This is a genomic window from Streptomyces sp. NPDC096311 (assembly GCF_044763085.1).
Taxonomy (GTDB): Bacteria; Actinomycetota; Actinomycetes; order Streptomycetales; family Streptomycetaceae; genus Streptomyces.
Genome location: NZ_JBIWFN010000004.1, coordinates 68,725 through 94,456, shown reverse-complemented (window position 1 = coordinate 94,456; position 25,732 = coordinate 68,725). Strand labels below are relative to the sequence as shown.

At 70.4% G+C, this 25,732-nt stretch carries 26 protein-coding genes; 14 read left to right on the top strand and 12 right to left on the bottom strand.

Annotation, left to right across the window (positions count from 1 at the left end; translation table 11 throughout):
• Positions 1-131 precede the first annotated feature (131 nt).
• From ACIRA5_RS12030 to ACIRA5_RS11990, 9 genes are all read right to left on the bottom strand, one after another.
• Positions 132-1,310, bottom strand: coding sequence for a M23 family metallopeptidase (locus ACIRA5_RS12030; protein ID WP_403689935.1), 1,179 nt, complete (start codon positions 1,308-1,310; stop codon positions 132-134).
• Positions 1,303-2,343: a hypothetical protein gene (locus ACIRA5_RS12025; protein ID WP_403689932.1), complete on the bottom strand. Its 1,041-nt coding sequence runs from the start codon at positions 2,341-2,343 to the stop codon at positions 1,303-1,305. The genes ACIRA5_RS12030 and ACIRA5_RS12025 overlap by 8 nt, the downstream gene beginning before the upstream one ends.
• Positions 2,343-3,059 carry a DUF5819 family protein gene (locus ACIRA5_RS12020; RefSeq protein WP_403689930.1) on the bottom strand — a complete coding sequence of 239 codons (717 nt, stop codon included), beginning with the start codon at positions 3,057-3,059 and terminating at the stop codon, positions 2,343-2,345. Before ACIRA5_RS12020 ends, ACIRA5_RS12025 begins: the two co-directional genes overlap by 1 nt.
• Positions 3,060-3,262: 203 nt before the next feature.
• The gene (locus ACIRA5_RS12015) at positions 3,263-3,628 is read right to left on the bottom strand and encodes a hypothetical protein (RefSeq protein ID WP_067366680.1); all 366 of its coding nucleotides are present in this window, start codon (positions 3,626-3,628) and stop codon (positions 3,263-3,265) included.
• Between the two features lie 635 nt (positions 3,629-4,263).
• The gene (locus ACIRA5_RS12010; protein WP_075028383.1) at positions 4,264-5,043 is read right to left on the bottom strand and encodes a succinate dehydrogenase iron-sulfur subunit; all 780 of its coding nucleotides are present in this window, start codon (positions 5,041-5,043) and stop codon (positions 4,264-4,266) included.
• On the bottom strand, positions 5,043-6,797 hold the full coding sequence (sdhA, locus tag ACIRA5_RS12005; protein ID WP_403689926.1) for a succinate dehydrogenase flavoprotein subunit: 1,755 nt from the start codon (positions 6,795-6,797) through the stop codon (positions 5,043-5,045). Before sdhA ends, ACIRA5_RS12010 begins: the two co-directional genes overlap by 1 nt.
• 24 nt (positions 6,798-6,821) lie before the next feature.
• Positions 6,822-7,313 (bottom strand): succinate dehydrogenase hydrophobic membrane anchor subunit, encoded by a 492-nt coding sequence (locus ACIRA5_RS12000; RefSeq protein WP_054233701.1) that lies wholly within the window; start codon positions 7,311-7,313, stop codon positions 6,822-6,824.
• 5 nt (positions 7,314-7,318) lie between these two features.
• A complete protein-coding gene (gene sdhC / locus ACIRA5_RS11995) occupies positions 7,319-7,699 on the bottom strand; it encodes a succinate dehydrogenase, cytochrome b556 subunit (RefSeq protein WP_079064942.1) in 381 nt (126 codons plus the stop codon).
• 146 nt (positions 7,700-7,845) lie between these two features.
• Positions 7,846-8,358, bottom strand: a complete 513-nt coding sequence (locus ACIRA5_RS11990; RefSeq protein ID WP_403689923.1) for a 2-oxo-4-hydroxy-4-carboxy-5-ureidoimidazoline decarboxylase — start codon at positions 8,356-8,358, stop codon at positions 7,846-7,848.
• A 357-nt stretch (positions 8,359-8,715) separates the two neighbouring features.
• Here ACIRA5_RS11990 and ACIRA5_RS11985 point away from each other — a divergent pair, with 357 nt between their 5' ends.
• The 10 genes from ACIRA5_RS11985 (at position 8,716) to ACIRA5_RS11940 (ending at position 17,728) form a co-directional block, all read left to right on the top strand.
• Entirely contained in the window at positions 8,716-10,368 is a 1,653-nt protein-coding gene (locus ACIRA5_RS11985; protein ID WP_403689921.1) for a glycoside hydrolase family 20 protein, read from the top strand.
• A 121-nt stretch (positions 10,369-10,489) separates the two neighbouring features.
• Positions 10,490-11,215 (top strand): DUF4328 domain-containing protein, encoded by a 726-nt coding sequence (locus ACIRA5_RS11980; protein WP_403689919.1) that lies wholly within the window; start codon positions 10,490-10,492, stop codon positions 11,213-11,215.
• Positions 11,216-11,338: 123 nt separating this feature from the next.
• Positions 11,339-11,842, top strand: coding sequence for a hypothetical protein (locus ACIRA5_RS11975; RefSeq protein ID WP_403689916.1), 504 nt, complete (start codon positions 11,339-11,341; stop codon positions 11,840-11,842).
• Positions 11,843-11,917: 75 nt separating this feature from the next.
• On the top strand, positions 11,918-12,541 hold the full coding sequence (locus tag ACIRA5_RS11970; RefSeq protein WP_403689913.1) for a hypothetical protein: 624 nt from the start codon (positions 11,918-11,920) through the stop codon (positions 12,539-12,541).
• Positions 12,542-12,676: 135 nt separating this feature from the next.
• Entirely contained in the window at positions 12,677-13,072 is a 396-nt protein-coding gene (locus ACIRA5_RS11965) for a hypothetical protein (RefSeq protein ID WP_352049104.1), read from the top strand.
• A gap of 112 nt (positions 13,073-13,184) precedes the next feature.
• A complete protein-coding gene (locus ACIRA5_RS11960) occupies positions 13,185-14,657 on the top strand; it encodes an MFS transporter (protein WP_403689910.1) in 1,473 nt (490 codons plus the stop codon).
• A 149-nt stretch (positions 14,658-14,806) separates the two neighbouring features.
• Positions 14,807-15,397 carry an RNA polymerase sigma factor gene (locus ACIRA5_RS11955; RefSeq protein WP_403689907.1) on the top strand — a complete coding sequence of 197 codons (591 nt, stop codon included), beginning with the start codon at positions 14,807-14,809 and terminating at the stop codon, positions 15,395-15,397.
• 85 nt (positions 15,398-15,482) lie between these two features.
• The gene (locus ACIRA5_RS11950; RefSeq protein ID WP_403689904.1) at positions 15,483-15,686 is read left to right on the top strand and encodes a hypothetical protein; all 204 of its coding nucleotides are present in this window, start codon (positions 15,483-15,485) and stop codon (positions 15,684-15,686) included.
• Between the two features lie 327 nt (positions 15,687-16,013).
• On the top strand, positions 16,014-16,688 hold the full coding sequence (locus ACIRA5_RS11945; RefSeq protein WP_101400261.1) for an RNA polymerase sigma factor: 675 nt from the start codon (positions 16,014-16,016) through the stop codon (positions 16,686-16,688).
• Positions 16,688-17,728 carry a hypothetical protein gene (locus ACIRA5_RS11940; protein WP_403689900.1) on the top strand — a complete coding sequence of 347 codons (1,041 nt, stop codon included), beginning with the start codon at positions 16,688-16,690 and terminating at the stop codon, positions 17,726-17,728. Before ACIRA5_RS11945 ends, ACIRA5_RS11940 begins: the two co-directional genes overlap by 1 nt.
• 367 nt (positions 17,729-18,095) lie before the next feature.
• Here ACIRA5_RS11940 and ACIRA5_RS11935 read toward each other — a convergent pair whose 3' ends face one another.
• Complete coding sequence (locus ACIRA5_RS11935) at positions 18,096-18,953, bottom strand: L,D-transpeptidase family protein (protein WP_403689898.1); 858 nt, start codon at positions 18,951-18,953, stop codon at positions 18,096-18,098.
• 228 nt (positions 18,954-19,181) lie between these two features.
• Between ACIRA5_RS11935 and ACIRA5_RS11930 the strand changes: the two genes are divergently transcribed.
• The 3 genes from ACIRA5_RS11930 to leuE all read left to right on the top strand — a co-directional run bounded on the left by ACIRA5_RS11930 (position 19,182) and on the right by leuE (position 22,138).
• Entirely contained in the window at positions 19,182-20,762 is a 1,581-nt protein-coding gene (locus tag ACIRA5_RS11930; protein ID WP_403689896.1) for a methylmalonyl-CoA mutase, read from the top strand.
• A gap of 99 nt (positions 20,763-20,861) precedes the next feature.
• Positions 20,862-21,434 carry a Uma2 family endonuclease gene (locus ACIRA5_RS11925; protein ID WP_403690694.1) on the top strand — a complete coding sequence of 191 codons (573 nt, stop codon included), beginning with the start codon at positions 20,862-20,864 and terminating at the stop codon, positions 21,432-21,434.
• 50 nt (positions 21,435-21,484) lie between these two features.
• Positions 21,485-22,138 (top strand): leucine efflux protein LeuE, encoded by a 654-nt coding sequence (leuE, locus tag ACIRA5_RS11920; protein WP_403689894.1) that lies wholly within the window; start codon positions 21,485-21,487, stop codon positions 22,136-22,138.
• A 101-nt stretch (positions 22,139-22,239) separates the two neighbouring features.
• Here leuE and ACIRA5_RS11915 read toward each other — a convergent pair whose 3' ends face one another.
• Entirely contained in the window at positions 22,240-23,667 is a 1,428-nt protein-coding gene (locus ACIRA5_RS11915; protein ID WP_403690692.1) for an FAD-dependent oxidoreductase, read from the bottom strand.
• 124 nt (positions 23,668-23,791) lie between these two features.
• Here ACIRA5_RS11915 and ACIRA5_RS11910 point away from each other — a divergent pair, with 124 nt between their 5' ends.
• Positions 23,792-24,442, top strand: coding sequence for a TetR/AcrR family transcriptional regulator C-terminal domain-containing protein (locus ACIRA5_RS11910; protein WP_403689892.1), 651 nt, complete (start codon positions 23,792-23,794; stop codon positions 24,440-24,442).
• Between the two features lie 14 nt (positions 24,443-24,456).
• On the opposite strand, the gene ACIRA5_RS11905 is transcribed toward ACIRA5_RS11910, so the two are convergent.
• Positions 24,457-25,641, bottom strand: a complete 1,185-nt coding sequence (locus ACIRA5_RS11905; protein WP_403689890.1) for an acyltransferase family protein — start codon at positions 25,639-25,641, stop codon at positions 24,457-24,459.
• Positions 25,642-25,732 lie beyond the last annotated feature (91 nt).

The window sequence follows — 25,732 nt, the reverse complement described above, 5'->3', positions numbered from 1 at the left end:
AGCCGAGAGGGCGTCCGGGCCGGACGTACGGAGGTCACGGGCGGACGTGAAGAGTCGCGGGCGGACGTGACGAGGGGAGGCACAAGGGTGGTGCGGGGTGGTCCCCGGTGTGAGGGGCGTTCAGGGGCCCTTCAGGTACGCAGCGTGCGTCCCCGGTGCAGCGGTCCGGTGATGCCGGTGAAGCGGAGGTCGAGGCCGAGTCCGTCGCGCTCGGCGTGCAGGTGCAGATGGGGCTCGGTGGTGTTGCCCGAGTTGCCGACCTCGCCGAGGAGTTGGCCCGCGCGTACCCGGTCGCCGGTGGCCACGGTCACGGTGCCGGGCCGCAGATGCGCGAGTTTGACCAGCTCACTGCCGGTGTCGATGAACACGTGGTTGCCGTAGGGGGGTTCGTAGCGGATGGTGCCGGGGACCTGGTCCGCGTAGTCGTCGGCGGCGGAGACCACGTCCCCGTCGCACGGGGCGTACAGCTTCGCGCCGTAGATCACGTAGGCGTCCGGCGACGCACCGGAGCGCAGCCGGGCGCCGCGCGCCCCGACGCCGATGACGTCGATCGCCCCGCGCTGTTCGGGGTGGGGCGTGTGGTGGTTCAGGCCGGGGCCGCCGCCCTGGGCGATGAGCCAGGTGCCGTCGCGCAGCGGGAAGCGCAGGGGCGCGGACAGCTCCGCCCCCCAGCGGTGGCGTCGCGCCCGCACCAGGTACCCGGCGACACCGCCCAGCAGGACGAGACCGGTCACGAGCTCCGTGCCGGGGCGACCGGCGGGCAGCGAGGGCAGCCGCCAGGCGGAGGCGAGTGCCACGGGGCCGCCCGCTTCCATGGCCCGGCGCAGCCACCAGGGCAGCCGGGCGGGCGTGAGACGCCCCTCCATGAGGAGATACGCGGCGGCCACGATCAGGACGTCGCCGCACCAGCCGGTCACCGACGAGGCGGTCCAGCAGGCCGCGACGCGCACGGCCAGCAGTACGCACCACAGGGCCCAGCCCACGGCGATGCGTGCCCCGGCCGGGACGCGCAGCCGGGGCGGCCGGTAGGGGCCGGGGGCGAGACGGAGGTTGGTGAGGCGTCCGCCGGCGTCCGCGGCGGCGAAGGCCAGGGTCCGTCCCGCCGTTCCCTGGACCACCAGCCCGTCCGGGCCGTCCGTGACCGAGCGCAGGTCTCCCACGTGGGCGAGTGTCGCCCCGACCACTTCGTGCAGCCGCCGGTCGCCCACGGCGTCGACGACGCGCGGCGCCAGCTCGCCCCACTGCCCGGGGTCGGCCAGGAGGAAGCGCTCCAGGGCGCGGGCGGCTTCAGCGCTGTCGTGCCTAGGCATCGGCCGCCCCGTCCCGGGGCGCGAGGGCGGCGAACGCGGAGACCGTGGCGGGTCCGGCGCCGACGGTCCCGGCGGGGCGCAGCCGCTGGGCGAGGCGCGAAGTCGCTCCGACCGCACGCTTTTTGAGGGACCGGTAGTCCTCGTCCCGCAGACAGGTGCAGTCCGCGCCGATCATCAGCAGCCCGAAGCACACCAGTCCCATGCAGGCCATGATGCCCAGGTGCATGCCCTCCAGTGCCAGGGTGTTGGCCTTCCGCACCCAGGCGCGGGCGGACAGGATCGCGAACGGGAGCGCCAGTTCGGCGAAGACGGTGAAGTAGCTGACCGCGGTGCCGACATAGGCGTTGCCCATCATGTGCGCGTACGCCGACGACATCTGGAAACCGGTGATGCGGCTGATGTAGTACATGGCGACGCCGTCCTGCCACATCTTCCCGGTGATCTTCCAGTAGCCCGCGGCGAAGTACAGGACCGCGGTCTGGAAGACGATCAGATACGCCGCCAGGTTGTGCACGACCGTGCCGGCCGACGGGGCGCTACGGGCCCGCAGCGCGGCGCGCCTGGCCTTGGCCCCCGGCGCGAAGTAGGCGTTGGAGACGGTGAAGACCATGAAGATGACGAGGATCTGGGCGAGGTTGTCACCGCCCTCCAGCACGTCCTGGTTGCGGTTGTGCAGCGACCACATCAGCACGGCCTGGGCCACGGTCAGCACCCTGCCGCCGCACACCATGAAGGCGGCGGAGACCAGGATCGTGGCGTGGAAGACGATCTCGAACCAGACCGTGGAGTGGCTGAAGAGATAGAGGGAGAAGGCGCCGTGGGTCAGCGCCGCCTTCGCGGTGTGGATCGAGTTGTAGGAATCGGGGCCCCACAGGAACCGCCGGTTTCCGTAGTCGGCGAGGCAGTACATGACCGTCGCCAGCCCGATCACGATCCGCAGCAGCGCGATGCCGATCAGCCGGTGTTCACGGCTCGCCATCCGTAGCAGCCCGGCATCGATCCGCGCCAGCCCGTACTTGGCCCATCCGCGCATCAGCGGGCCACCCCCGGAACGTAGTCCATCCACGATGTCTCCAGAATTCCCTTGCTTTTCTCTTCGGGTTTCGGAGTCACATAGCGCTCCGAGAAAGGAATGATGGGCCTGGTCTTGAAAGCGGCTTTGACAGACACGATGTCCGCCCCCGGGTACATCGTGGCGGCGCGTGCGGAAAGGAAGCGCTGGATTTCCTGGAACTCCGGTACGTACTGCTTGTCCAGATCGGCCTGAGCCGCCTTGCGCTGCGCCGCGGGAAGCTTTTTGAAATCCGTCACCATACGTGCGTACCGATTGGCGGCGGCGTCGAATGCCAGCGGGATGCCCGGAAGCTTCGTCGGATTCAGCGGGAATGCGCGCGGGGCGCGGTCGATGGCCTGCTCGATTTCCACCGGGCTGGTCTGCACGACCTGGTCGGAACCGGCGGTCCGCAGGCGCACCGTCAGGTAGATGAGGTCGTCGTTGCTGCCCGGGGTGGGGCCGAAGAGCTGCCAGTCCTGCCAGAAATACGGCTGCATGACATGGGCGACCGCTCCCTGGATGCGGGACTTGGCCGGAGAATCGGGCGCGTTGTAGACCAGGCAGGCGGCCGTGTACAGGGCCACGGGCAGCAGGGCCAGGAAGGTGCAGATCCGCAGCCGCGCCGTGACCGCGTGAGCGTGCGCGCGAGGGCCGTTGCCGACGTCCGCGCGAGCCGGGTCGCCGGCGGCGTCCACACCGGCCGGGCCGGCGTCGACGTCCGCGCGAGCCGGGCCGGCGTCGGCGTCCGCGGGGACTCGCCCGAAGACTCTCATCGTGCGACATCTCCCTTTCGCTGAGGTGAAGGGGTGCGCCCGGCGGCCGGGAGGACCGCCGGGCGCGTGTGCGAGTGGTACGTCACCGGATGCCGGGGCCGGTCAGGGACGCGGCCCCGGCGCGGTCAGTTGGCGTCGTACTGGACGTCCCCGGGGATGACCCCGTGCAGGCCGTTCGCGCTGACGGCGGGGCCACCGCTGGACGACGAGGAGGACTCGCTGGAGGACGAGGACCGGAGCTTCGTCGAGACCTTGACCGCCGCCTCGGTGACCTTGACCGCGGTGGCGGCGACCACGCTCTGGGCGACGGCGTGCCAGAACTGCGGCTGGACTCCGTCGTTGACGACGGTGGCGGTGGCGACCGAGTGGTGGGCGGCGGTCCGCTGCTGCGGCAACGACGTTGCCGAGGCATTGGCGGCGCCGAGCCCCGCGGCCCCCGTTGCGGCGACCGCGGTGATGACGGTCGCCGCTATGACACGCTTGGCGTTCACGATGCTGAGCCTTCCTGTATGGAATTTGATGGTCTTCCGGGAATTTCCGGCATGGCGAAGCCGCACCGGAAACGTGAGGGATCCCTGGAATCGATTCGCTAGCGAGATGGTGCTCATGACGCGGCAGATCTCTGGCTGCCGCAGGAAGCAGTGAGGCCTCATCCGGGAGAGTGGTCAGCTCGGCCGGAGAGAAGAAGTTGCACCTGTCCCCCGTCGGGGCGCGCCGCCGAGCATCCGGGAATCTGCAGAATTCCCTACCGCGTACGCCGGCCGTCCCGATCGAAGGCCCCCGGTGGTCAGTCGGGGCGCCTTTCCCATGAGAAACCTATCAAGAGGCCAATCGCCCCTCAATGGCGAATTCGACTACGGAGAGCAAGGTCCATCCGTACCCTCAGGGGAACCTCATATCGATGAGGTTTTCTTTACTCTTGGACGCCTTCACCCGCCCAGACGGGGGCGATACACAACGGAACCATTGCTTCCCTTGGCAATCTTTTACCGGCGGCCCGGGCCCCGGCGCGTTCTGCACGCTTCGGGAAAGGCCGAAAAACACGGTCCGTCAACGACTGTGGGCCCCGCTCCCACAAGGGGAACGGGGCCCACGGCGCCGTACGACCGGAAGGCCGGCCGGAAGATCAGAAGCGACGCGTGATCAGCGCGCGCTTCACTTCCTGGATCGCCTTCGTGACCTCGATACCGCGCGGGCAGGCGTCCGTGCAGTTGAACGTGGTGCGGCAACGCCACACGCCGTCCTTGTCGTTGAGGATCTCCAGGCGCTGCTCGCCCGCTTCGTCACGGCTGTCGAAGATGAAGCGGTGCGCGTTGACGATGGCGGCCGGACCGAAGTACTGGCCGTCGTTCCAGAAGACCGGGCAGGACGACGTGCACGCCGCGCACAGGATGCACTTGGTGGTGTCGTCGAAACGCTCGCGGTCCTCGGCGGACTGCAGACGCTCGCGCGTCGGCTCGTTGGTGTCCTTCGTGATGAGGAAGGGCATCACATCGCGGTACGCCTGGAAGAACGGCTCCATGTCGACCACGAGGTCCTTGAGGACCGTCAGACCCTTGATGGGCTCGACCGTGATCGGCTTGTCGGGGTTGATGTCCTTGATCAGCGTCTTGCAGGCGAGGCGGTTCTTGCCGTTGATCCGCATGGCGTCCGAGCCGCAGATGCCGTGCGCGCAGGAGCGACGGAAGGTGAGGGTTCCGTCCTGGTCCCACTTGATCTTGTGGAGGGCGTCGAGGACGCGCTCCTTCGGGTCGATCTCCAGCTGGAAGTCTTCCCAGACCGCCTCCGCCGCGACCTCGGGGTTGAAGCGGCGGATGCGGAAGGTGGCGGTGATGTACGGCGAGTCGGCGAAGCCCGCCTCGGGCTGGCCGGCGCTGTCCGCCTTGTCGAGGGTCGGGGTAGCCATCAGTACTTACGCTCCATCGGCTGGTAGCGGGTCTGGACGACCGGCTTGTAGTCGAGACGGATGGACTCGGTGCCGTCGTCGCCGACCTCGCGGTACGCCATGGTGTGGCGCATGAAGTTGACGTCGTCTCGGTTCGGGTAGTCCTCGCGGTAGTGACCGCCGCGGGACTCCTTGCGGGCGAGCGCGGAGACGGCCATGACCTCGGCCAGGTCGAGCAGGTTGCCCAGCTCGATGGCCTCGAGGAGGTCGGTGTTGAACCGCTTGCCCTTGTCCTGGATCGAGACGTTCCGGTAGCGCTCGCGCAGCTCGGCGATCTTCTCGACCGCCGTCTTGATCGTCTGCTCGGTGCGGAACACCATCACGTTGGCGTCCATGCACTCCTGCAGCTCCAGGCGCAGCGTGGCGACCCGCTCCGTGCCCGTGGAGTCGCGCAGGTGCTCGACCTGCGAGACGACCTGCGAGGCCGGGTCCTCGGGCAGCTCGACATAGCCGGCCTTCGCCGAGTACTCGGCGGCGGCGATGCCCGCGCGGCGCCCGAACACGTTGATGTCCAGGAGCGAGTTGGTGCCGAGGCGGTTGGCGCCGTGCACCGACACACAGGCGACCTCGCCGGCGGCGTACAGGCCCGGCACGACGGTCGTGTTGTCGCTGAGCACCTCACCCTCGACGTTCGTCGGGATGCCGCCCATGGCGTAGTGCGCGGTGGGCTGGATCGGGATCGGGTCCGTGTAGGGCTCGATGCCGAGGTAGGTGCGCGCGAACTCCGTGATGTCCGGGAGCTTGGCGTCCAGCTGCTCCGGCGGGAGGTGCGTGAGGTCGAGGTAGACGTGGTCACCCTCGGGACCGCAGCCGCGGCCCTCACGGATCTCCGTGTAGATGGAGCGCGAGACGACGTCACGGGACGCGAGGTCCTTCATGACCGGCGCGTACTTCTCCATGAAGCGCTCGCCGTCCTTGTTGCGGAGGATGCCGCCCTCACCGCGGGCGCCCTCCGTCAGCAGGATGCCCATGCGCCAGATGCCGGTCGGGTGGAACTGGAAGAACTCCATGTCCTCCAGCGGCAGCCCGCGACGGTAGACGGCCGCCTGGCCGTCACCCGTCAGGGTGTGCGCGTTGGAGGTCACCTTGAAGAACTTGCCGGTGCCGCCGGACGCGTAGATCACGGCCTTCGCCTGGAAGACGTGGATCTCACCGGTCGCGAGCTCGTAGGCGACGACGCCGGCCGAGTGCTTGACCCCGTCGACCTCGACGATCAGCTGGTCGAGGACGTAGAACTCGTTGAAGAACTCCACGCCCTCCTTGACGCAGTTCTGATACAGCGTCTGGAGGATCATGTGACCGGTGCGGTCCGCGGCGTAGCAGGACCGGCGGACCGGGGCCTCGCCGTGGTTGCGGGAGTGACCGCCGAAGCGGCGCTGGTCGATCCGGCCCTCGGGCGTCCGGTTGAAGGGAAGGCCCATCTTCTCCAGGTCGAGGACCGAGTCGATGGCCTCCTTCGCCAGGATCTCGGCGGCGTCCTGGTCGACCAGGTAGTCACCGCCCTTGACCGTGTCGAAGGTGTGCCACTCCCAGTTGTCCTCCTCCACGTTGGCGAGCGCGGCGGCCATGCCGCCCTGCGCCGCGCCCGTGTGGGAGCGGGTGGGGTAGAGCTTCGTCAGCACGGCGGTGCGGCTGCGCTTCGTCGCCTCGATGGCGGCGCGCATGCCGGCGCCGCCGGCGCCCACGATGACGGTGTCGTACTTGTGGATCTGCATGAGTCGGTTACCTCAGCCCCGTGCCTAGCGGATGTTCGGGTCGAAGGTGAAGATCACCAACGTGCCCAGCAGGATGGTGAACACCGTGGCGGTGTAGAGCAGGCCCTTGAGCCACAGCCGGGTGTTCGCGCGCTCCGCGTAGTCGTTGATGACCGTGCGCAGGCCGTTGGCGCCGTGCAGCATCGCGAGCCAGAGCATCGCGAGGTCCCAGGCCTGCCACCACGGGGAGGCCCAGCGGCCCGCGACGAACGCGAAGCCGATCTTGGAGACACCGCCGTCGAGGACGAGCTGGATGAGCAGGTGGCCGATGACCAGGACGACCAGCACGATGCCGGACAGGCGCATGAACAGCCAGCCGTACATCTCGAAGTTGCCACGGGTGGACTTCGGGGTCTTCTTGGTGCGCTTGCGCGGGGCCTCGATGAACGGCGCCGGGTTGTCGACGCTGTACGCGGAGAACTCACCCGCGCCCTCGACGGGGCCGATACCGGAAGCGGCGGTCTCAGTCGTGGACATCGGCGTCAGCTCCCGAATACTTCGCGGAATGCGTGACCGAGGACCGGGTACAGGGCCCCGATCATCAGCACGACCCAGATACCGACCACGGACCAGAGCATCTGCTTCTGGTAGCGCGGGCCCTTCGACCAGAAGTCGACGGCGATGATGCGCAGGCCGTTGAGCGCGTGGAAGAGGATGGCGGCGACGAGGCCGTACTCCAGCAGCGCGACGATCGGATTCTTGTACGTGGACACGACCCTGTCGTAGTCCTCGGGGGAGACACGGACGAGAGCGGTGTCCAGCACGTGTACGAACAGGAAGAAGAAGATGAGGACGCCGGTGACTCGATGAGCCACCCAGGACCACATTCCTTCCCGGCCGCGGTACAGCGTTCCAGCCGGCACGGAAGAACCCTCCGGGAGCGGGGATTGGGGCCTGCCGGCTTCTGTGTCGGTCGGCCCGGCCGGGTACGGTCCACCGGCCCCGGCCATCGTAGCGACGACTTGTCGGAACGTTTACAGCGGCCCTATCTATGTGATCAAACTGGCAATCAATCAGGCACGTTCGGGCTATTCCGGACCGCCCAGGGCCCCTCGTCCCCGAGGAGGCGCGTCAGGCGGCCCCTGGCCAGACGGCGCAGCTCCTCCGCCGTGACCAGCCGCTCCTCTTCGGGATCGTTTGTCAATCGTGATCGGATTCCGATCAGCACCTGATCCAGTGATTCCTCCGGGGAGAAGTCGTCCAGACAGATGACGAACACGTGCCCGAAGCGGCTTTCGTATGCCGCGTGGGCCGCGCTCAGGGCCGTATGGGCGGCGGAGTACGCGCCGTCCGGGAGCAGCGTGAGGGACTCGCCCGCGAGGGCCTCGGTCAGGTCGGCCGGGGTGAGGTCGTAGGCCGCCTCGTCGGCCGCGGCGAGGAAGGCGTCCAGGTCCGGGTAGGGCCGGTGATCGGCCAGCCGGTGGGCCCAGCGCAGGCTGCGGCAGCAGGTCAGGAGCGCGCGCACGACGGAGTCGGCGGGCGCTGAGTTGAACGGCTCCAGGCGCGCCGGGGACGACGGCACGCTCTTCTGCTCGGGTAGGGCGACCTGGCCGGGGAGGCGTGGAAGACGGTGCGAAGGCAGCGTGGGTCCTCGACGGTGGGATGTCGACGGGATGCCGTGACGTCCTGTGGACGTCACGTGTGGTGCGGCAGGGGAACAAGTGAGAGTTGTGCTGCCACGTTATCCACGATTGACGGGAGGTGTCCGATGGATGCCCGAATTTCACCCGGACGGGAGAGTTTCGGAACCTGCGGTGGACGGGTGACGTGGAGAGGGGGACCGTGGAACGTCCGGGGGTGTACGACGTGAGGTGTACGAGGCGCTCGATGCGTAGGACAGGGCGTAGGCCTCGGTTACCGAAGCGAAGGGCGTGGTGCGGTGAGCACGGGCAGGCGACGACGGGCGCCGGTGCAGGACGGGAAGCAGCCGGTACTCATAGCGGTCGGCGTGGCGGTGGTGACGGGTGCCGTGGTGGCGACCGTGTCCCTGTGGCCGTCCGGTGACGCCGGCGCGCCGACCGGGGCGAGCGTCGATCCGAGCCGGACGGCGGCCGGGTCCGCGAATCGGACCGGGGCCGCGCCCCCACCGTCTCCCACACCGACCCGGACCTACCCCCTCTCCCAGACCCCGCGCACCATCCCCGCCGTACGCGAGCACACCCCGGCGCGCGGCCCCGGCTGGCGTCCCGCGGCGGGCGCCCGCGTGGTCGTCGACGACGCCGGTCTCGCCGACGAGGGAAAGCTGCTCGCCGACGAGCTGAAAATGTCGTATGCCGGACAGACGGCGGCCAAGGACGGTGACGTCGAACTCGGCCTGAACACCGGCGGCGCCGACCCGGAGTCGTACACCCTGACCGTCAAGAACCGCCGGGTCACCATCTCCGCGCCCGGCGAGGCGGGCGTCTTCTACGGCACCCGCACCCTCAAGCAGGAGGTGCACGGCGGCGGTACGGCGCCCGAGGGCGTCGTGCGCGACCAGCCCGCCAAGCCGCGCCGCGGGTTCATGCTCGACATCGCGCGCAAGCCCTACTCCGCGGCCTGGATAGAGGACCGGATCCGGGAACTGGGCGATCTGAAGTACAACGAGCTGGGACTCCACTTCTCCGACGACCAGGGCTTCCGTATCCAGTCGGACACCCACCCGGAGATCGTGTCCAAGGACCACCTCAGCAAGACGGACGTCCGCGACATCGTCGCCCTCGCGGAGAGCCGCCACATCCATGTCGTCCCCGAGATCGACTCGCCGGGGCACCTCGGCGCGGTGATCGCCGCCCACCCCGACCTCCAGCTGCGCAGCGTGTCGGGGACCGCCCCGCGCGGCACCGTCGACATCTCCAAGCCCGCCGCGGCCTCCATCGTCGACGATCTGCTGAACGAGTACACCGGTCTCTTCCCCGGCCCGTACTGGCACCTCGGCGGCGACGAGTACCAGGCCCTGACCGTGGCCAGCCCGTCGACCTCCTACCCGCAGCTGGCCGCCGCCGCCAAGCAGGCCTACGGCCCCGGCGCCACCGTCGCGGACCTCACCACCGGCTGGCTCAACGCCCGCGCCCAGGTGGTGCGCGGCCACGGCCGGACCGCACGGGCGTGGAACGACGGGTTCTTCCGTGGCGGCACGGTCCAGGCGGACAAGGACCTGGAGGTCGCGTACTGGACGGGCAAGGAGCTCGGCGCGCGCCCGCCCGTCGAGTACCTGAGCGCGGGCCGGGAGCTCATCAACTACAACGACGAGTACCTCTACTACGTCCTTGGTGAGCCGCAGACCTTCGTCTACCCGACCGGGCAGCGCATCTACGAGCAGTGGACCCCGCTCGTCGTCCGCGGCACCGCACCGGTTCCCGCGAAGTACGACGGCCAGATCCTCGGCGGGAGCTTCGCCGTCTGGTCCGACCGCGCGAACTCCCAGACCCAGGACCAGGTGGCGGCGGGGATCAGGATGCCGCTGCGCGCCACGATCCAGAAGCTGTGGGACCCGGGCCGGCCTGCGCTGTCCTGGACGGACTTCAAGAACCTGGCGAACCGGCTGGGCTGAGGCGTATCTTTCCTGTGATTCGTGTGCCGGGCGTGCCCCTGGGGAGGGGGCGCGCCCGGTTTCTTCCACCGGCACGGTCTCATGTGCCGGTGATTCGGGGGGTTTCATGTCCAGTACGCCCATGCCCGTGCCCGGGGGCACCATGGCGCCGCCGCACGGGGATGCCTGGCTGCGCTCGCCGGTGGGCCTCGGGCGAGCGGTCGCGGTGCTGCTCGGCGTGGTCGTCGCCGTGGATCTCTTCGCGATCTGGGCGGGCATCAAGGTGTACGACGCCGCGGGCACCATTCTGGACGGCGGGGTCGGCGAGGCCGTCCAGCGGGACGTGGACCACGCGGACTCGGTCATGACCGCGGTCGGGGTCGTGCAGCTGGTCTCCCTGGCCGCCACGGTCGTCGCGTACCTCGTCTGGTTCTACCGGGTGCGGATCAACGCCGAGGTGTTCGACCCGTTCGGGCAAGAAATGGGGCGCGCCTGGACGGGCTGGGGCTGGTTCGTGCCGGTGGTGAACCTCTGGTTCCCGCGCCGGATCATGCTGAACACCTGGGACGCGAGCCGTCCCGCCGGCTCCCGCACCTCACACGGGCTCGTCAACGCCTGGTGGGCGATGTGGATCATCACGCTGGTCGTCGGCCGGAGCGGGTTCGTCAGCTACCGCAAGGCCGAGACCGCCATGGAGCTCTACGTCTCCGCGGGCGACGTGTTGTTCGCGGACGCCACCGGCCTCGTGGCCGCCGTACTCGCCGTCCTCGTCGTCCTGCGCCTGACCCGGATGCAGAACGAGAAGGCCCTGCGCGGCCCGGTCCCGCCCGGAGAGCCGGTCCCGGCGCCCGTCAGGGACCACCGCTGACGGGCGTCGTTGGGCCGTTAGGGGCAGGCGGCGCGCCGGTTCGGCCGATTCCCTGGCCAAGTCACTTGCCCCTGTGGTGTATTCGGCGCGGCCGAACCGAAACACCACCGGGGGGAAACCGGCATGGGCTACTGGGGCTACTACGTCGTGGGCAGAAGCGAGCGGCCGCTCGCGGAGCTGGACGCACTGGGCGCGGCGCATGGGATGGTGCTGCGGACCACGGCGCCCGACGGCTGGCAGGTCTGGGAGTACCCGAGCGGTGACGGCGACGTCGGGAGCATGAACACGCTCGCCCAGGAGACCGGCGCGCCCGCGCTCTTCGGGTACGTCATGAACAGCGACTGCGTGGTCGTCGAGGCGGCCGGTCCCGGGAGCGGCGCGTGGACGACCTGTCTGGCGCGCACGGCGATGGCGGCGTACCTCGGGCAGAGCGAGGAGGGGCTCACCGTCGACGACTACTTCCTGGAGCCCTCCGACGCCGCCGCACGGGCCGTCGCCTGGGCCGCGGAGGCCGGGCACACGGTGGTCACCGAGCCCCTGCTCGCCGTGCTGAACGCGGACGCCGACCCCTTGGCCGAAAACCTGCTCTTCCGGTTCCTCGACCGGCTCGGAGTGGTGCCCCTGTGACACTCCCGCTCCGGAGCACGCAGTAAGGGAAAGTGCGGGCTCCGTAAGCGGGAGCGCCCTGTCGAGGGAGGCGTGATGAGCCTGGTGGACCTGATCGCTCAGGCCGACGAGCGTGGTCTGGCGGCGAGCGGGCTGGCTTGTTTGGATCGGTGCGTGCCGCTGCTGGGCGGCGATGACGAGGTCCTGCGGCCGCTCTGGTCGAGCCTCGCGGACGGCGGCGCGGACGGCGACGCCTGGGGCGAACGGCTCGCCAAGGCCCGGGCGGAACTGGACTCCGCCGACGCCTCCGCCGACGCCGACACCTCCGCCGACTCCGACCCCGTCGTCGGCCCCGACCCCGCCCCTGGATCCGGGTCAGGAGCCAAGAGCGAGACCGAGGCCGCCGTGAGTGACGAGTCCCGCGCCGCCGCACTCGCCCGCCGCATGCTCGCCACCGCCCCCGACGACCCCTGCGCGTCCGCCCTGCGCGTCTGGGCCGACGCCTGTTCGGCGGCGGCCCTGCAGATCCACCGGCTCCTCGATGTCGCCGCCGACGGCGACGGCCCCCTCGTCGCGGCCGAACTGCGCCGCCAGGTCGCCGTCCTGGAACTGCTCGCGGGCCGCGGCGCGGGCGGCCTGCGCCCCGCCCTGGAGGTGTCGACGGAGGGACGGCGCGTCCTGCGCGCGGTGGTGTCGCGCCGGGCGCGCGGACGGTCGTAAACCTGTTTCCCTGAGGGGTTCCTGTGACCGTCCTGGGGCCGGAGATGAGGGTCCTGGGCCGGTGTCGCGAAGGCGCCCGGGACGCGTGACGAATCCCGTCAGGAAGACGCTCTTCCGAGTGTGAACGCAACGAGTGTGAACGCAACGAGTGCGAACCCGATCCGGGCGACCAGGCCCTCCGCCGCGACCAAGCCCGTGCGCTGGGCCGCGGACACCGTCGCGACGATGCGCGAGGGCGCACGGCTGCGCCTCGACTACTCGGCGCAGAGCCTGTGGCGCGTCGACCGGCTGATCGAGGAGATACGCCGGGAGGGGGCGCCGTACGCCGCCGTCCACACCGTGCTGCGCGGCTTCGGCGCGTACGCCGGTGAGGTCGTCGTCCGGCGTGCCGGCGCCGAGTGGTGGGAGACGGGCGGCGAGCACTGGCTGCGCACCCCCGACGGGCGCCTTTGGGACCCCATCGACGAGGCCCGCCGCTGCTACGCGGGCGACGGCTCGCTGCGGCTGCTGTGCCGCGAGGCCGTGGGATAGCGGGAAGCGCGCCGAACGGCGGCGAGATTGCCGGTTCTTAAGGTACGCGACCGTTCCCAAACGGCGGTCTCCGGAGTGAACATGAGGACAACCGCCGGACCCGGGAGGCCTCGTGGCCGACAACCGCCGTTGGTGGGCGCTCGTCGTCATCGCGCTCGCCCAGTTGATGGTCGTCCTCGACATGACCATCGTGAACATCGCCCTGCCCTCCGCCCAGAGCGACCTGCACATGTCGGACGGCAATCGGCAGTGGATCATCACCGCGTACACCCTCGCCTTCGGCGGACTGCTGCTGCTCGGCGGCCGGATCGCCGACCTCGCGGGTCGCCGACTCACCTTCATGATCGGCCTGTTGGGCTTCGCCGCCGCGTCCGCGCTGGGCGGCGCGGCCGCCAACTCCGGGATGCTGTTCGGGGCGCGCGCCCTCCAGGGCGTGTTCGCCGCGCTGCTCGCTCCCGCCGCCCTGTCGCTGCTCACGACGACGTTCACCGACCCCGCGGAACGCGGCAAGGCCTTCGGCGTGTTCGGCGCGATCGTCGGCGCGGGCGCGGCGTTCGGGCTGCTCGCGGGCGGCTTCCTCACCCAGTACCTGGACTGGCGCTGGTGCCTGTACGTCAACGTCCCCATCGCCCTGGTCGCGTTCGCCGGCGCCCTGGCGGTACTCAGCGGCGGCGGCCGCTACGAGGACGCGCGCCTTGACGTACCGGGTGCGGTGCTCGGCTCCGCCGGCATGCTCTCCCTGGTCTACGGCTTCTCGGAGGCGGAGTCGAGGAGCTGGGGCGACGGACTGGTCCTCGGACTGCTGGCCGCCGGGGTCGTGCTGCTCGGCGTGTTCGGTCTCTGGCAGACCCGCGCCCGGGTGCCTCTGCTGCCGATGTCGGTGGTCAGGGACCGGCAGCGGGTCGGGGCGTTCCTCACCATCCTCTTCGTCACCATCGGGATGTTCGGGGTCTTCCTCTTCCTCACCTACTACATGCAGCGCGTGCTCGGGTACTCGCCGATGAAGACCGGACTCGCCTATCTCCCCATCACCGTCGGCATGATCACCGGCTCCACGCAGGTCGCGGCCCGCCTCCTGAACCGGGTCCCGCCGCGCGCCCTCATCGTCCCCGGGCTGCTGCTGGCCGCGGGCGCGCTGGCGATCATCGCGCAGGTCGGGGTGGCACCCGCGTATGCCTCGCACATCCTGCCCGGCATGCTGATGCTCGGCCTCGGCATGGGCACGGCGATGATGACCTCCATCTCGCTGGCCACGGTGAGCGTCGCGCCCCGGGACGCGGGGGCGGCCTCCGCCACCTTCAACACCGCCCAGCAGGTCGGCGGTTCGATCGGCACGGCGCTGCTCAACACCATCGCCGCGAGCGTGACGACCCGGTACGCGAACGCGCACGCGGCCCCCGGCGTCGACCGTCGCGCGCTCGCCTCCCGGGCCGCCGTGCACGGCTTCAACGTGGCCACCTGGTGGGCGATGGGAGCGCTGTTGCTGGCCGCGCTGATCGCCGGGATCGTGGTGAATGCGGACCGGATGCCGGCCCCGCAGGCACGGCCGGCACCGCTGCCCGAACCGGTGGAGACGGACGCCTGAGCCAGGACATGTTCCGAGGGACGCCCGGGGCGCCTGACGGGCTGTGACATTTCTGTGGGGCCCGACGCAGATGACCACGTGGGCGTCGACACGGCCGACCGTGTCGCACGGTGCGCATTCTGACCGACTCGGGGCGAACGAGGACAGCGTTGGGCCAGGGAGGGGAACCCCGCCGCGTACAGGCGTACGACGGTGAGCTCGGTGCGGCCGTGACGCGGGCGCAGCAGGGGGACGAGGCGGCCTTCGCGCTGGCGTACCGGATCGTGCAGCCCGGACTGCTCGGATACGTGCGCGGGATCGTCGGGGACGACGCGGAGGACGTGGCGTCCGACGCCTGGCTGGAAATCGCGCGGGACCTCGGGCGGTTCAAGGGGGACGGGGCGGGGTTCCGCGGCTGGACCGCGACCATCGCACGGCACCGCGCGCTCGACCATCTGCGGAGGCAGAAGGTACGGCCCCGGGCGACCGGGCTCGAGAACGACGTACTGGAACTGCCCGACACCCACAGCACTCACGACCAGGCGCTGGAGAGCCTCTCCACGGAGCGCGCCCTGGAACTGGTCGCACGGCTGCCCCGCGACCAGGCCGAGGCCGTACTGCTGCGGGTGGTGGTCGGCCTCGACGGTCCCGCCGCCGCCCGTGTCCTCGGCAAGCGCCCGGGCGCGGTCCGCACCGCCGCCCACCGCGGCCTCAAGCGCCTGGCGCGGCAGCTCGGCGCCGACGGGGAGCCCGGGGTGTGACGCCCAACGGCCTTCGGACGCTAAGGGATTCGGGAACGAGCATCAGGAAGCGGTCGGCCGAGGACAGGCAGGGGTGGGCAGGGACATGGGTGAGAACGGGTCCTCCCTCGACGCGCTGCTCGCCTTCGCCGTAAGGGGTGTTCCCGTCGACCCGGAGGCCGAGGGGCGGGCCGTCGCCGCGTACCGGGCGGCTCGCGAGGGCGGGGCGCACGGGGCGCGGACCCGGCGGCGTGACGACTGGCGACCGCGCGAGCAGCGCCGACCGGGGCGCGCTTTCAAGGAGAGTTAAGGGGCCGATGGCAACGGCCGGGGCCGCCACCCCCCACAGGAGAGGCCCCGACCGTCGCGCGGCACGGGCCGCGCGGCGACCCGTACTCTCTACAGCGCCGAGGCTGCGTTTTCTGTCACACCTCGCTGTGTCACCAGTTAGTTGCATCCTGTACGAACATGGACGGGGAGCGGTTTCAGGCCGTAACGTGCCATTCGCGCCGGGGTGCGGGGGACGGACAGCCGCAGCCATGAGGGGCCTAGGACCGCAACCACCGATTGAGGAACCACAACGGCGAGCAACCCGGTCCGCGAAAGCGGCGCCGGCTGAGGCGGAGAAGGGCGCGCGGTGCTGGGGGACGACGCGGAGCTGACCGCCGCGGTGCTTGCGGCACAGGACGGGGACGAGACCGCGTTCCGGACTGTGTACCGCTCGGTGCACCCACGGCTGCTCGGATACGTACGAACGCTGGTCGGTGACCCGGACGCGGAGGACGTCACGTCCGAGGCCTGGCTGCAGATCGCCCGTGACCTGGAGAGGTTCAGCGGTGACGCGGACCGCTTCCGTGGCTGGGCCGCCCGGATCGCCCGCAACCGCGCCCTCGACCACATACGCATGCGCGGGCGCCGCCCCGCGATCGGCGGTGACGAGACGGAACTGACCGCGAAGGCAGGGGATTCCGACACCGCGGGCGAGGCGATCGAGGCGCTGGCCACCGACAGCACCCTCTCGCTGATCGCCCAACTCCCCCAGGACCAGGCGGAGGCCGTCGTGCTGCGCGTGGTCGTCGGCCTCGACGCCAAGACCGCGGCCGAGACCCTCGGCAAGCGCCCCGGAGCCGTCCGCACCGCGGCGCACCGCGGTCTCAAGCGGCTCGCGGAACTGCTCGGCGCGGATCCGGAGTCCGCAGGCGGCCTCGGTGCCGTCCCCCCACAAAGAGAGTCACGAAGAGAGTCGCGCACACGCGCGGTGACGTCCGCGGGTGTGACGCATACGCGTTCGCGGACGCAGAAGGACATGTGATGGCCGACGAGCAGGACAAGTGGCTGGACCGTGACGCCGCGGAGCGTCTGCTGCGTGGTGAGCCGCTGGAAGCCGTCGACGCCGACACCCAGGGCCGGGCCAAGCGGCTCGCCGATGTGCTCGGTGCGCTGGCCCCCGAACCCGCGCCGACCAGTGCCGAACTCCCCGGCGAGGCTGTCGCGTTGGCCGCGTTCCAGCAGGCGCGAGCGGGCCGGAGCGGCGAGGTCGCCCAGTGCGGCGGACGGGTGCGTCCGGGGGCCGCGGCCCACTCCGCCGACGCGGGTCTCGTCCGGCTGGGCCGTCCGGCTCCGGCCCCGCGGGGGCCCCGTTGGGGCCGTCCGGTGCGCCTCGGGATCGTTGCCGCGCTGGCCGCGGGGATGATCGGCGGGGTCGCCGTCGCGGCCGGAACCGGAGTGCTGCCGACTCCGTTCCGTGACGACTCGCCGCACCCGGCCGCGACGATTTCCGCGGCACAGACACCACGTCAGCCGTCCCTCTCGCCGTCGCCGGGAGTGTCGAAGGCCGACGGTTCCCAGGCGCCGGTCCCGGGTGCCACCACGAGCGCACCGGCCGGTGCCGGCTCCGGCGACGACGAGGCCCAGGGCCCCGGCGCGCCGAGCGGGCAGCCCGACTCCTCCGACGCGGGGCGGTCGGCCCGCGCCCGCGAGTGGTGGGCCAAGACCCGTTCGTACTGCCGCGACGTGCTGGACGGCAAGACCCTGGAGTCCGGCCGCAGACGTGTCCTGGTGGACGCCGCGGGCGGCGGCCGGCGCGTGACGAAGTACTGCAAGGGCGTCCTGGGACGGACCGGCGCCAACGGGGGCGAGGACCGGGGCGGGCAGGGCGACCAGGGCTCGGACTCCGGCTCCGACCAGGGCGCCGGGGGCGGTACCGGCGACGGCTCGGGCAACGGCTCCGGTAGCGGGGGCAACGGCGGTGACGGCGACGGCCACACGGGCTCGGGGGGCCACCACGACCACAACGGGATCCTCGCCCCGTCGCCGAGCTCGGTCGTCGCGCCGCTGCGGTCGGCCCTCTGAGCAGCCGCTGAGGCCGGCCCTCTGGGCCGTCACTGCTGCGGTCGGCCCTCTGGGCAGTCGCCGCTGTCGGCCTTCAGGGCGAGCTTTCTGCCATCCGGCCCGGAATGTTCTCAGCCACCCGGACTCCGGGCACCCTGCACTCTTCCCCCTGACCTGCGGTTTCTCGCTCCCTCGGAATTTTCTTCCGCCCGGGTGTGACGTTTTCGGCCGCGCCGACGCAGTACTGGGTGAGCCGACTGGTCATCGGCCGTCGCACTGAGCCGGGGTTCCCCCCGTACCCAGGCCTGGTGCACACGGCGCGGGCGGGACACGTTCCCCCGGTCCCGCCCGCGCCCCATCACTCCTTGGGCCCCCTCCGGGCCGGCCGTCACCAGTAGACGACGACCTTGTCCCCGGTCCGGACCTGCGCGAACAGCGCCGCGATCTTCCCCTCGTCCCGTACGTTGACGCAGCCGTGCGAGGCGCCGTAGTAGCCGCGGGCCGCGAAGTCGGGGGAGTAGTGGACCGCCTGGCCGCCGCTGAAGAACATCGCGTACGGCATGGACGTGTGGTAGATCGTCGACACGTGGTAGCGCGATTTGAAGGACACGCTGAAGACCCCTTCCCGGGTCGGCGTGTACTGCGAGCCGAACCGCACGTCCATCTCCGAGACCGTCTTCCCGTCGATCATCCAGCGCAGGGTGCGGCTCGTCTTGCTGACGCACAGCACCCGGCCCGTCATACAGTGCGGGTCGGGTCGCGCGGCGGGCTGCCCGCCGTACGGGTACAACTCCCACGCGGCCGGCTTGTGCGTCATCCCGCGCAGCCGCTCCCAGGTGACGGCGTCCAGTTCGCCGGTCCGCGGCAGCCCGCGCTTGCCCTGGAACCCCTTCACCGCGGTGACCGTCGGGGTGTCGTACGTCCCCGTCGGCGCCGGGATGAGCCAGGCGAGCTGGTGCAGCCGGGCCTGGAGCTCACGGACGTCGTTCCCCTTGTCGCCGCGGGACCAGAGGACCCTGGGGGCGGCGGACGGTGTCGTGCCGCCCGGCTTGTCGTCCCCGGGCGTGGCCGAACGGTCCGGCTTCGAGGCGAACGGCGGCGTGTTGCCCCGCGTGCTGCCCGGCGTCCTTCCCTGCGTGCTCCCGTGCGTGTTCCCGTGCGCATCCACGGCCTCGGCCGTACAGCCGCTCACCGCGACGAGCGCCACGAGGGCGGCCAGTGATCTCCCCATACCAGTCGTACGCATTCCAACCCCCGGTGCGTCGTCGTGTCCCCTGAGATGCTCCCCACGCGCGCCCGGTTGCGAACGACGCGCCATCCTGGGGAATGAAGCGTGTGAACAATGAATCCTGAGAGCGATGAAGCCTGTGAGCAAGGTCCCAGCGCGGTCCTCTCCATCCCGCGCACGGCCGCCGCTACAGTCCGTGGCGAGGGTCGGACCTACCGGTAAGTAACTTCAGTGGGAGGCACAGCAATGGCGCGCGAGTCGGAGTCCGGACTGCCCATCGAACCGCTCTACGGACCCGAGGTTCTGGAGGGCTGGGACCTGGCCGAGAAGCTGGGTGAGCCGGGCGCGTACCCCTTCACCCGCGGTGTCTACCCGTCGATGTACACGGGCCGCCCGTGGACGATGCGCCAGTACGCGGGCTTCGGCACGGCCGTGGAGTCGAACGCGCGCTACAAGCAGCTGATCGCGAACGGCACGATGGGCCTGTCGGTCGCCTTCGACCTGCCCACCCAGATGGGCCACGACTCGGACGCGCCGATCGCGCACGGCGAGGTCGGCAAGGTCGGGGTGGCCATCGACTCGGTGGAGGACATGCGGATCCTGTTCGGCGGCATCCCGCTGGACAAGGTGTCCACGTCGATGACGATCAACGCCCCCGCGGCGCTGCTCCTGCTCATGTACCAGCTGGTGGGGGAGGAGCAGGGCGTCCCGGCCGATCAGCTGACGGGCACGATCCAGAACGACGTGCTCAAGGAGTACATCGCGCGCGGGACGTACATCTTCCCGCCCAAGCCCTCCCTGCGGCTGATCGCGGACATCTTCAAGTACTGCAAGGCCGAGATCCCGAAGTGGAACACGATCTCGATCTCCGGCTACCACATGGCCGAGGCCGGTGCCTCGCCCGCGCAGGAGATCGCGTTCACCCTCGCCGACGGCATCGAGTACGTCCGCACGGCCGTGGCCGCCGGAATGGACGTCGACGACTTCGCCCCCCGCCTGTCCTTCTTCTTCGTCGCCCGTACGACGATCCTGGAGGAGGTCGCGAAGTTCCGTGCGGCCAGGCGTATCTGGGCGCGGGTGATGAGGGAGGAGTTCGGCGCGCAGAACCCGAAGTCGCTGATGCTGCGCTTCCACACCCAGACCGCCGGGGTCCAGCTGACCGCCCAGCAGCCGGAGGTGAACCTGGTGCGCGTGGCGGTCCAGGGACTGGGCGCGGTCCTCGGCGGCACGCAGTCGCTGCACACCAACTCCTTCGACGAGGCGATCGCGCTCCCGACGGACAAGAGCGCGCGTCTGGCGCTGCGGACGCAGCAGGTCCTGGCGTACGAGACGGACGTGACGGCGACGGTCGACCCCTTCGCCGGAAGTTACGTCATCGAGAAGATGACCGACGACGTCGAGGCGGCCACGGTCGAACTGATGACGAGGGTCGAGGAGCTGGGCGGCGCGGTGTCCGCGATCGAGCACGGCTTCCAGAAGGGCGAGATCGAGCGCAGCGCCTACCGGATCGCGCAGGAGACCGACTCCGGTGAGCGGGTCGTGGTCGGCGTCAACCGCTTCCAGCTCGACGAGGAGGAGCCGTACGAGCCTCTCCGCGTGGACCCGGCCATCGAGGCCCAGCAGGCCGAACGCCTCACCAAACTCCGCGCCGAGCGTGACCAGTCGGCGGTGGACGCGGCCCTCGCCGACCTCAGGAAGGCGGCCGAGGGCACGGACAACGTCCTCTACCCCATGAAGGACGCCCTGCGCGCCCGCGCGACGGTGGGCGAGGTGTGCAACGCGTTGCGGGGGGTTTGGGGGACGTATGTGCCGACGGATGCGTTCTGACCTGGGTGAATACCCCGTTTGGGTGATCGGGGGCGGAATGTCGGTGCGGGCGGTTACGCTCGTGAAGTGTGGTCCCGAAAGGAGGGTGCCGTGGCTGTGATGATGCACGAGACGTCGCTTGCTGATGCTGCCGATCGCCTCTGGGAAGAGTTGCCCGGGCACCGGGTGGAAATCCTCAACGGGAGCATTGTTGTGACACCGCCGCCGGACGGGCCGCATCAAGAGACGTGTTTCGACGTCGGCTATGAGGTCAGACAGGCCGGAGGGTGGGACGCCGGGCTCAGGGCGATTCCAGGGATCGGCCTGTGGCTGCCAACCGGGTCGGATGACTACGCCATCCCGGACCTGTCCATCGTCGACGCCGACTACAAGGACGCGGTGGTCGAGAAGAACTGCTACGCGCCGCACGTCTTCCGTCTGGTCTTGGAGGTGACATCCACCAACTGGGCAATCGACCTGGTCATCAAAGCCGAAACGTATGCCAAGGCGGGTGTCCCGGTGTACATGGTCGTGGACCGGCGGCATGACCAGATCCTGGTCCACACCGAGCCCGAGGACAACAAGTATCAGTCGGTGACGCCTTATGAGCGCGGCACCAGCGTCCCGCTCCCCGAGTCAGTCGGCGTCACCCTGGAACTGTCAGCAAACCGCCTCCTCGACGGCGACGACTGACCCCGACACCCGAAGGTGCGGTGTCGTACTCCCGTGCGACACTCCACCTCATGCTTGGTGTTATCGACCTCCCGACCTATCTCGCGGGACTTGTGCTGATCGTTCTGCTCCCCGGGCCGAACTCGCTGTACGTGCTGTCCGTCGCCGCCCGCAAGGGCGTGCGCACGGGGTACACCGCCGCCGCGGGTGTCTGGTGCGGGGACACCGTGCTGATGACCCTGTCCGCGGCCGGAGTCGCCTCGCTGTTGCAGGCCAACGCCGTGCTGTTCGGGATCGTGAAGTACGCCGGGGCCGGATATCTGACATGGCTGGCGGTCGGGATGCTGCGCGCCGCGTGGAGCCTGTGGCGCACCCGGCACGAGCGGGCCGAGGAGAGCGAGGCCGCCCCGGCGCCGGCCGCCGAGGAGCGCCCCTACCGGCGGGCGCTGGTGATCAGCCTGTTCAACCCGAAGGCGATCCTGTTCTTCGTCGCCTTCTTCGTACAGTTCGTGGACCCGGACTACGCCTACCCGGCCCTCTCCTTCGTCGTCCTCGGCGCCTTCGCCCAGCTCGCCAGCTTCCTGTACCTCACCGCGCTGATCTTCAGCGGGACGAAGCTGGCGGCGGCCTTCCGGCGGCGCAAGCGGCTCTCGGCGGGAGCCACGACGGCGGCGGGCGCCCTGTTCCTGGGCTTCGCCGTGAAGCTCACCCTCGCCAGCGCCTGAGCGCTCCGCTGGAAGTACCGGGATGTGCCGACGATCGTCTGCGGCGCTGTCGTGGTTGGTCGCGCGGTTCCCCGCGCCCCTTCAGGGCGCGGCCGAACCGCCTAGGACAGAACCCGGCCGAGGACACCCAGGCGCGTCACGTACTCCCGCAGCCCCGAAGCCGTGTCGCCCGTCCACCCCACGTAACCGTCGGGGCGGATCAGGAAGAGGCCGGTGCCGTACGACTCGTGCGCGGGGATGGTGACCGTGCGGACGGGGAGCGCAGGCGCCTGGGTCTCCGGGCCGGCCGCGAGCAGGGTCCACTGGGGACCACGGAAGGCGTCGAAGAGCCGGGTGCCGTCGGGGAGAGGGCCGTCCGGGGCTCGGTCGCCGGCCCTCAGGGCGTTCTCCGGGAGGCCCTCGCGCAGGTCCGTCGAGAGTGACGAGTCCCGGTAGCCCAGGCCGAGTTGGCCCGTCGTCTCGGCGCTGCGCCGGGCCTCGCCGCGGTGGACGGCCGTGGACAGGCCGAGCATGTGCGCGGCGACGGGCCGCCGTTCCTCCTCATAGGAGTCGAGGAGTGCCTCGGGGGCGCCGTCGCCCAGCACCGCGCCCAGTTTCCAGCCCAGGTTGTAGGCGTCCTGGACACTGGTGTTGAGGCCCTGGCCGCCGGCCGGGGAGTGGATGTGTGCCGCGTCCCCGGCAAGGAAGACCCGCCCCGCGCGGAAGCGGTCCGCCAGCGCCGCCCGCGGGCGGAAGTCCGAGGCCCAGCGCACCTCGGTCACGGCCTCGGGGGCGAGATGCGAGCGGGCGGCGACGACCTTCCGTACGCCCTCCAGGGACAGATCGGGTTCGGTCCCCACCGGGAACCGGGCGGTGAGCTGGAAGTCCTCGGTGCCGGCGAGCGGGCAGATCGCCAGGAAGCCGTCGTCGTCGTCCCGGGGCGGGAACACGTGCCAGTGATCGCGGTCCAGGCCCGTGACACGGACGTCGGCCACCAGCGCCGGATGCGGGTCGACCGTCTCGCCCGTCATGGCGATCCCGAGCGCGCGCCGCACGGTCGAGCGGCCGCCGTCGGCGCCGACGAGGTACCGCGCGCGGACGGGGGAGCCGGCGGCGAAGTGGGCCATCACCCCGTCCGGGTCCTGGTCGACCGTCAGCAGTTCGCGCCCGAAGGCGACGCGTCCGCCCAGTTCGACGAGGCGCGCGAAGAGGATCTCCTGCGTACGCCACTGCGGCACCATCCACGGCTCGGCGTACGGCGAACCGTCGCTCGCCTCGGCCGGGTCGAACATCCGGTGCTCGCCCTGCGGCTTCCCGTCCTGCCAGATCAACCCGACCGGGTAGGGGCCGCCGGCCGCGCGGATCGCGTCGAGTACGCCGAGGTCCTCGAAGACCTCCCTCGTGCGCGGCTGGATGCCCTTGCCGCGCGACCCGGGGAACAGGCCGTCGGTCCGCTCCACGACGAGCGCGTCCACCCCGCGCCGGGCGAGGTCGACGCCGAGGGCGAGACCGGCGGGGCCCGCCCCCACGATCAGAACGTCGACGTCCACGTCCGAGCCGCTCTTGCGGCCCGCGCCCGTCACCGTTGCCTGTGCTGCCATGACCACACTCTCCTTAACGCTGTTAAGTTCCGGCGTTTCCGAGCGTGGCCTTAACGGTGTTAAGTTGTCAAGTGTGAGTACGGAACGAAGAGCGCCGCTCGACCGCAAGCGCGTCGCGGACACCGCCCTGAGACTCCTGAACGAGGGGGGACTGGAGGGCCTGACCCTGCGCGCCATCGCCAAGGAGCTGGACGTCAAGGCGCCCGCTCTGTACTGGCACTTCAAGGACAAACAGGCGCTGCTCGACGAGATGGCGACGGAGATGTACCGCCGGATGACCGAGGCCGCGCCGGTCGACTCCGGCGCCACCTGGCAGGAGCGGCTCCTGGCGGCCAACCGCGCACTGCGCGCCGCGCTGCTGAGCTACCGCGACGGTGCCAAGGTCTTCAGCGGCTCACGCTTCACCGGCACTCTGCACGCGGTCGAGATGGAACAGCACCTGCGCCTGCTCACGGACGCGGGGTTCACCCTCGCCCAGGCGGTCCGGGCGGCCACGACGGCCTACTTCTACACCCTCGGGTTCGTCACCGAGGAGCAGGGCGTCCAGCCGCTCCCCGGGGAGCGCCGCGCGGGATACGACGTGGACGACCGCGCCCGCCGGATGGCCGACTTCCCTCTGTCGGCCGCGGCGGGCGCGGAGATATTCGAGGACTACGACCAGCACTTCGAAGAAGGGCTGGCCCTGGTGATCGCGGGGATCGGGACGCGGTACGGGATCGGCTGAACCCGCGGTGCGCCCTACGGCCGAGACGCCCCCACGGTCGGCCGGGGCTTCGCCAGCGCCGTGCGCAGTTTGGGCGTCAGCCAGTTCTCCACGTACCGGTTGAGGAGCCAGGCCAGGACCAGCATGCTCGCGGCCGTCAGCAGGAACGTGGCGTACGACGGGATGTGCAGCCCCTGGTGGAGAGCCTTGATGACGACCCAGCCCAGGTGTTCGTGGACGAGGTAGAAGGGGTACGTCAGCGCGCCCGCGACCGTCAGCCAGCGCCAGTTGGCCCAGCGCAGCCAGCCCAGGGCGATCGCGGCGACCGCGACGTAGCCGAAGGTGACGACGAGGACGATGCCGTAGGTGGTGCGGTAGGAGAAGCCGTTGGCCTGCGGGGCGTGCCACAGCCCCTGCACCGCGTAGTGCTGGCCGATCAGCCAGCTCACGGCCACGATGCCCCAGGCGTACACGTCCTTGCGGTCGCGGTGCACCAGGTAGAGGCCGACGCCGCCGATGAAGTACGGCGCGTACTCGGGCATCAGGACGATGTCCAGCAGCGGCATCTTGGCGCCCTGCGCGATGACGTAGGCCAGCGTCCAGCCGGCACAGAACATGATCACGCGGCGGCGGTTCGCGCCGGGCAGCACGATGCACAGCGCGAAGAGGGCGTAGAAGCGGACCTCCGCCCACAGCGTCCAGCACACGCCCAGCACCCGGTCGACGCCGAGCGGGTACTGCAGCATCGTGAAGTTGACCAGGGTGTCGCTCGGCGAGACCGTCTTGAACGCAACCATCGGCAGCGCGAACACCACCGTCACCAGGATGATGGCGGCCCAGTACGCGGGCAGCAGCCGGGAGGCGCGGGAGGCGAAGAACGAGCGCAGCGGGCGGCCCCAGCCGCTCATGCAGATGACGAAGCCACTGATCACGAAGAACACCTGGACGCCCAGGCAGCCGTACGCGAAGTACCCGTGCAGCACGGGGAACTGGTGGCGCGGCGAGCTGCCCCAGGCTTTCGCGACCTCGCCGTCGCGCCCGCCGTAGTGGTACGCGGCCACCATCAGCGCGGCGACCAGCCGCAGTCCGTCCAGTGCGCGCAGCCGCGTCTCGCGGGGCTTGGCCGGTTTCGCGGGGGGCGGTGCGTCCGTGGGCGGCAGGACGGTGCGGGCCACGGTGCCCGTGGAGGCCACTTGGACGGCCTCGCGCGAGTCGATCACAGGTTTCCCCTCAACGGGACTCAGTGGACCCACAGCACACTAATCCGATTAATAAGGTTTACCTGGCCGTCTGGCCGACGATTCGCCCGAC